This window comes from Kordia sp. (assembly GCF_045105435.1).
Taxonomy (GTDB): domain Bacteria; phylum Bacteroidota; class Bacteroidia; order Flavobacteriales; family Flavobacteriaceae; genus Kordia.
In genome coordinates, this window is the sequence record NZ_JBGCDL010000119.1 from 1 (window position 1) to 6,787 (window position 6,787).

Genomic DNA, 6,787 nt, shown 5'->3' on the forward strand with positions numbered 1-6,787 from the left:
GACCGTACAAATTATACACGGAACGTTGTGCATAATGCAGATGAAGAATTAAAATGTTAGATTTTATATTCAAACAGATACCTTACATCTTTAGCTTTAAAAAGCAAATTTTGATCGGCACCTTTTTAGGAGGTATAACAGCATTTATAATGATTGCTCTTCAACCTTTTGGCACCTATGAATTTGAGTCTAATCATAAGTATTTTATATTTTCTGGCTTCGGTATAATAATTTTTTTCACTTATTTATTTTGTGGAAGAATGGAAAACCTGTTCTACAATTCTAAAAACAAGAGATGGGAAATTGGATATGAGATTGTTTTCTTTATTGGATTTACGTTTCTTTCTAGTTTATCAATTCATTTCTATAATCAAATCTTTCTGAATGATCTTCTTAGCCACGATTTTCTCGTGTTTGAATATATAAAACATGGTATTTGGTTTTTTTGGCACTCTATAATACCCGTAATATTGCTCCTTCTTCCTTTTTATGTCTACTTCAGAAATAGATTTGGAGAATTGATTACCTCTGAACATCTAAGTGAAATCGAGTTCTTTGGGTTAAATAAAGGTGAAAAAGTAATGATTCAAAAAACTTCCGTGTTATTTGTAAAAGCATCTGAAAATTATGTAGAAATTTTTTATTCAAAGAACAAGACAATACAGTATGAAACATTCAGAAATACACTATCAGCCATCAACATACAGGCGTCATTTCTACACCAATGTCATCGGTCTTACCTAGTAAATCTTACCACAATAAAAAATGTAAAAGGAAATTCCCAAAATGCAAAAATAGAATTTCATTATCATGGTCTAAATATTCCTTTATCAAAGTCTTACTACAATTCTATAAAATCAGCTTTATGAATTTAGCCCATATATTATTATTTCGTCCTAAAAGATTAGCAATCCATCAATAAGAATATCCATTTGTCACTATTTCTTTTATCACTTTAATTTCCTGACTTTATTTGAAGAATCATTCAATAATCTAGGATAATTATAAACCGGACAGATGCAAAAAAATCAAGTTAAATACCAAGTTTTAGTATCAGTAATGCTAATTAGTATTCTAATCTCTTGTAAGCCATTGGGCAAAAAATCCATCCACAAAAAAATCGAAAAGCAGACAAGCGAAATCTTCGATGATTTAGTAGAAATCAGAAGAGATTTCCACAGCTATCCCGAATTGGCTGGAAATGAAAAAAGAACCTCTAAAATCATTGCTGAATATTTAACGAATTTAGGATTAGAAGTAAAAACGGATGCCACAGGTTATGGCGTCGTTGGAATCCTGAAAGGTGGTAAAGAAGGAAAAAGTATAGCTTGGCGAGCTGATATGGATGCTCTACCAAATGATCTTCCTGACGAAGTACCATATAAATCAGAAAATAAAGGAATACAACACGGTTGCGGTCACGATGTTCATATGGCAATCGGACTTGGAATAGCCACAGTATTGGCTAAAAATAAAGAATCAATTAAGGGTACAGTATATTTTATATTTCAACCTGAAGAAGAAACTTTTGTTGGTGCGAAAAATATAGTTAACAGTCGCTTATACTCAGAGCTGAATATAGAAGAAATATATGCATTGCATGTAACTGCTTTTCCAGTAGGTAAAATAATGGTTAAACCAAACGAGTTATATGCTTATCAAAAAATTATGCAGATTAAATTTAACAGTGAATTGTCAAAAGAAGATGCAGCAGAGATACACCATCAAATAAGGAGTGAAACTTTACGAAAAAAAGACGAATCTAGACCTTGGGAATTTTCAAAAGCATTTGATACTATAGGTGGATTGGGAGACTCTAATACTATTTTCAAAGACTATCTATTTGTAGACGAACGTTTTTTTATAGAAGAAGACACTAATGGACTTACTATAATAACTGAAGTCTACGAAACTAACAAGTCGAATACACACGATATCTTACCTAAAATTAAGGAGATAATTAGTAAATCAGAATACAAAGACAAATTCATCTCGATGTCTTTTATTCAAGAGAATCCAACAGTGTTAAATCATAAATTATTAACTAAGAACGCAATTAACACTCTGACTGAAGTTTATGGCAATAACTCTGTTACAATAAGCTATGGACAAATTCCATATTTCAATGATGACTTCATTTATTTTCAACAAAAAACGTCTGGCGTATATTTTCTATTAGGTGGCTCAAATCTTGGAAAAGGAATAATTTCAATGAACCACGCACCAAATTTTGGAGTTGACGAGGAATGCATAAAAATAGGAGTGAAATCCTTTTCATCATTAATTCTAGAAAGAACAAATGGTGAATAAAGCACTATGCACAACAAAACCTATAAACAATACGGGCTTGGCTGCTTAAGATATAAACCCGGAATATCAAAAAACACCGCCAAATCTTTTGGATTTGGCATTAAATAAAAAAGAAAAAGCAAAACAAAAAGGTTTGGCTAATTGCGTGGCGGAATGTAAGTGCTAACTTGCCCCCGTACTGTTCATAGCTCAACCGTTGGTAGCCATTTGATGGAGACATTGAGGAGAAAATCAACGGTTCAGAAAAAGAAAAGTCGAAGTAAAAAGACGATTAAAGCCACTCACTTAAAAAGAGATTGGATCGAGATTAGTAAGCAAAATGTGGAAATAGGATGGTTATCAACGGGGGATAAACCCCAATCCACTGCGGGATAGCAGAAATTTTATTAATTTTAGTTATGAAAAATTTACTTTTTATTTTTGTGCTAATTAGTTCATTTACTTATGCAGTAGAATCTGATGATACTGTTAGTTTGAGTGCTCCTCACACGTTGTGTGTTTATTATGAAGGAGGATCGAAATGTGTCACTTTCGAGGATCCAAAATGTGATGGAGATATGTGCTTTACTGGAGTCCAAACGAGATAAATTGATGCACTAACTAAAAGGGTTGGTAGGTCGTATTTAAAAAAAAATCTACCAACCCTACTTTTAAATTAACTTTTTAAAAAATCATAATATTATGAACAAATTTTTCATATTGATGCTTTTTACAGCAAATTTTATCTATTCACAAACAAGTAGCTTAGGACTAATTTCTTACGAAAGAAAAGAGAGCGTCATTTTTCCTAAAGCAAGAGAATATAAATTACACTTTGATAGTAACTTCTCCTTTCTCGAAGAAATTTATTCAAAAGAAGATTATGAGAATCGCAATAAAAACGCACCAAAATTTATACAAGAAATCTACAATATAGGTCCTGATTTCGAAAACATTTACTACTTTTTTGATTTGACAAATGACAATTTCTATTTCAAATCATTTTTACTATTGGAATATGCAGTTGCAGAGGATTACTTAAGATTTGAGTGGGAAATAAAAAGTGAGACAAAAACTATATTAGGATATGAGTGTCAGCGTGCAACAAGTAAAGTTTTTAGAGGTAGAAATTATGAGGCTTGGTTTGCGAGTAAAATACCTATACCATTTGGTCCTTGGAAAGCTAATGGGCTTCCTGGAATAATTCTCGAATTATATGATTCAGATAAGTTAATTCACTTTAAAGCTAATGAGATTTCTCTTAATAATAAGAGTGAGGTTGATTTTGAGCAATTAAAACAAAGGATAATTACTGAAAAACCACTATCTATAGAGAAATATGTGTTGCTGAAAAACAAACTTAGTAAAGAATTTGTGTCTCGAATAGAATCTAGGCTTCCGAAAAGTATGGGCAGCATAACATCTCAAAGTAAAACAGAAATAGAAATGTTTGAAGAAAATCTAAATTAAAAGTATCAAATTTACATTTTTGTGAAAAAAAATGACATGTATTTTTTTAAAATCTATAAAAAGAAAAGCATTAAACTCCCGTATATTATTACGGCACTTATTTTATTTTTCTTTTCATACTCTAATGCTCAAAAAAAAGTTGTTGGAACTATAAAAAATAGCTCTAATCTTTTTGCATCTAATGTGAGTATAGTTGCAAAGGATTCAGTGAATATCATTTCGTACACTTTCTCAGATGAAAATGGTAGGTACAGTATTGATTTACACGATAAAACAACAATGCTAATTTATTCATCTCTTGGTTATAAATCTAAAGATGTTTTAATTGTGCCAAAAAAAATCAAAGACACCCTTGAAATTAATATAGTATTAGAAGAAAATCCTTTTGAACTTCAAGAAGTAATCATTAGTGAGAAAATCCCTCTAAAACAAAAAAATGACACCATAGTTTTTGATGCCAATTTTTATTCCAGAGGTACAGAAGAAGTTGTAGAGGATTTGTTAAGAAATATTCCTGGTTTGAATATTGACCAAAATGGCACCATCAAAGTAGGTAATCGTGAGGTTGAAAAAGTAATGGTTGATGGCGATGATTTTTTTGAACGCGGGTATAAAGTGCTTACCAAAAACATGCCCGCACAACCTATAGATAAGATAGAGTTATTGCAAAACTATTCCAACAATCGTTTATTAAAAGGAGTAGAAGAAAGTAATAAAGTAGCCTTAAATCTAAAATTATACGAAAAATCTAAACGCATTTGGTTTGGCAACTTAAAGCCTAGTTTTGGTAATAATGGGTTTTATGAACTTAAAGGAAACTTGATGAATTTTGGTAAGAAAAACAAGTATTATTTCTTGAATAATTTAAACAATATAGGCAATGATGCTACAGGCGATATTAATCACTTAATTCGCCCTTCCCGTTTTGATGAGCCTGCGAGTATAGGTGATAATCAAAGTGTAAACTCATTGTTAAATCTATCACCTAATAATCTCAATTTTAAAGAAAGTAGAACCAACTTTAATAATGCAGAACTGGTTTCGCTAAATGCTATATTCAACCCAACAAAAAAACTTAAAGTTAAAACACTTGGATTTTTTAATTGGGATGAAACGGACTTTTTTAGAAATTCTACCAACATTGTAGATGTTAATGGTACAAACTTTACAAATACAGAAGATTTTCAATTACAAAACAACAAACGCATTGCTTTTGGAAAATTAGATGTTATCTACAACATCTCTAAAACAAAAATGTTAGAAGCCACAACTAAGTATAACAATGGCGATTTTAACGACAATTCCAATTTACTTTTTAACGGTAATTCTACCATAGAAAACTTACAACATCAAAACACACTTTTTGATCAAAAAATAAGCTATTCCAATAAATTTAAAGATAAAAAAGTGTTCTTATTAACAGGACGTTTTATAGATGAAAAAACACCTCAAAACTATGCTATTAACCAATTCTTTTACCAAGATTTATTCCCTACAAATACTACAGCTAATAATGTAAACCAGCAAAACAATAACCATATGCAGTTTGCGGGGGCAAATGCACATTTGTTAGACCGTAAAGACAATGGACACTTATTGGAACTACAGTTAGGGAATGAATTTAGAAAAGATAGATTAGAAAGTACATTCTCACTTTTAGAAAATAACACCATTTTAGAACAACCAAACGGTTATCAAAACCAAACTAATTATCAAGTCAACGATTTGTACCTTAAAAGTAAATATCGTTTAAAAATTAAAGATTTTGAGCTTACAGGAAAATTAAACTTTCATCAACTTTTTAATCAATTAGAAAATAATAATCTAAGTAGTAAACAAAATTCGTTTTTTGTTAATCCAAGTTTGGGCTTTGATTGGGAAATAAATGATAGTAGTAAAATTATATCTTCCTATTCTTACAGTACAACAAATGCGAAAGCTTTAGATGTGTTTAGCAATTTTGTGTTAACGGGATTTCGATCGTTTTCTAAAGGCACAGGGGGTTTTAATCAATTAGATGCTTCAAATTTGGTTTTTAACTATCAGTTAGGGAGTTGGAGCGATAGGTTTTTTGCCAACACATTTATCGTTTACAGCAAAAATCACGATTTCTTTTCAACAAATACATTAATAGAACAAAATTACACACAGTCTGAAAAAATTCTAATTAAAGACCGTGAATTTATAAGTGCAAACACTAAACTAGATTATTACTTCAAGTTTATTTCATCTAACTTAAAATTAGATTTGGGGTATGTGAAAAGTGAATTTAAAAACATTGTAAATAATTCAGACTTGCGTAAAGTAACATCATACAACTATAATTATGGTTTAGAATTGCGCTCAGGGTTTAACGGCATTTTTAACTATCATATCGGAACTAAGTGGAATACTACGGAAATAGAAACAACCATAAATAATTCCTTTACAGATAACGTAAGTTTTTTAGATTTATCGTTAGTGTTCAATGATAAGTTTAATGTTCAATTACAGTCTGAGCGTTATTTCTTTGGGAACTTGAAAACCGATAACACCTACTATTTTTTAGATTTTGATGCTCGATATAAACTCATTGAAAACAAGCTAATGTTGGGAATTACTGGCAAAAACCTTTTCAATACTAAAAGGTTTAGGAATTTCTCAATTAGTGATATTGGAACATCAACAACCGAGTATAGACTCTTACCAAGATTTGTGCTCTTAAAAATGGAATATAGGTTTTGATATTATGGATATAAATAACGGCTACCAACAATCTGTATAATTAATGGCTATAAAGTGCCTATTTTAAAAATTAAGCTCTTTTAATTAAGTTTATTGTTTTACAAAAGTTATAAAATTTTAATACGCCACTAACCATACAGGGTAACGTTGGTAGCCATTTGAAACATGAACTTTCCTGAAATAGGTTGACTAAAAATTAATCACTTAATGATAGTCACTTATGAAACAACAAAATGAACACTGGCGAAAAAAAAGCTACCAAAAAGCAACCTTAGAAACCAAACTTTTAGTCGTCGACCAAATT

General features: G+C 30.6%; 4 protein-coding genes. All 4 read left to right on the forward strand.

Annotation, left to right across the window (positions count from 1 at the left end; translation table 11 throughout):
* Positions 1 to 581: 581 nt before the first annotated feature.
* The 4 genes from AB8B65_RS05970 to AB8B65_RS05985 all read left to right on the forward strand — a co-directional run bounded on the left by AB8B65_RS05970 (position 582) and on the right by AB8B65_RS05985 (position 6,483).
* The gene (locus AB8B65_RS05970) at positions 582 to 869 is read left to right on the forward strand and encodes a LytTR family transcriptional regulator DNA-binding domain-containing protein (RefSeq protein WP_405299952.1); all 288 of its coding nucleotides are present in this window, start codon (positions 582 to 584) and stop codon (positions 867 to 869) included.
* Positions 870 to 1,017: 148 nt separating this feature from the next.
* Positions 1,018 to 2,310, forward strand: a complete 1,293-nt coding sequence (locus AB8B65_RS05975) for a M20 family metallopeptidase (protein ID WP_405299949.1) — start codon at positions 1,018 to 1,020, stop codon at positions 2,308 to 2,310.
* A gap of 681 nt (positions 2,311 to 2,991) precedes the next feature.
* Positions 2,992 to 3,759, forward strand: a complete 768-nt coding sequence (locus tag AB8B65_RS05980) for a GLPGLI family protein (RefSeq protein ID WP_405299950.1) — start codon at positions 2,992 to 2,994, stop codon at positions 3,757 to 3,759.
* A 36-nt stretch (positions 3,760 to 3,795) separates the two neighbouring features.
* Positions 3,796 to 6,483 carry a TonB-dependent receptor gene (locus AB8B65_RS05985; RefSeq protein WP_405299951.1) on the forward strand — a complete coding sequence of 896 codons (2,688 nt, stop codon included), beginning with the start codon at positions 3,796 to 3,798 and terminating at the stop codon, positions 6,481 to 6,483.
* Positions 6,484 to 6,787 lie beyond the last annotated feature (304 nt).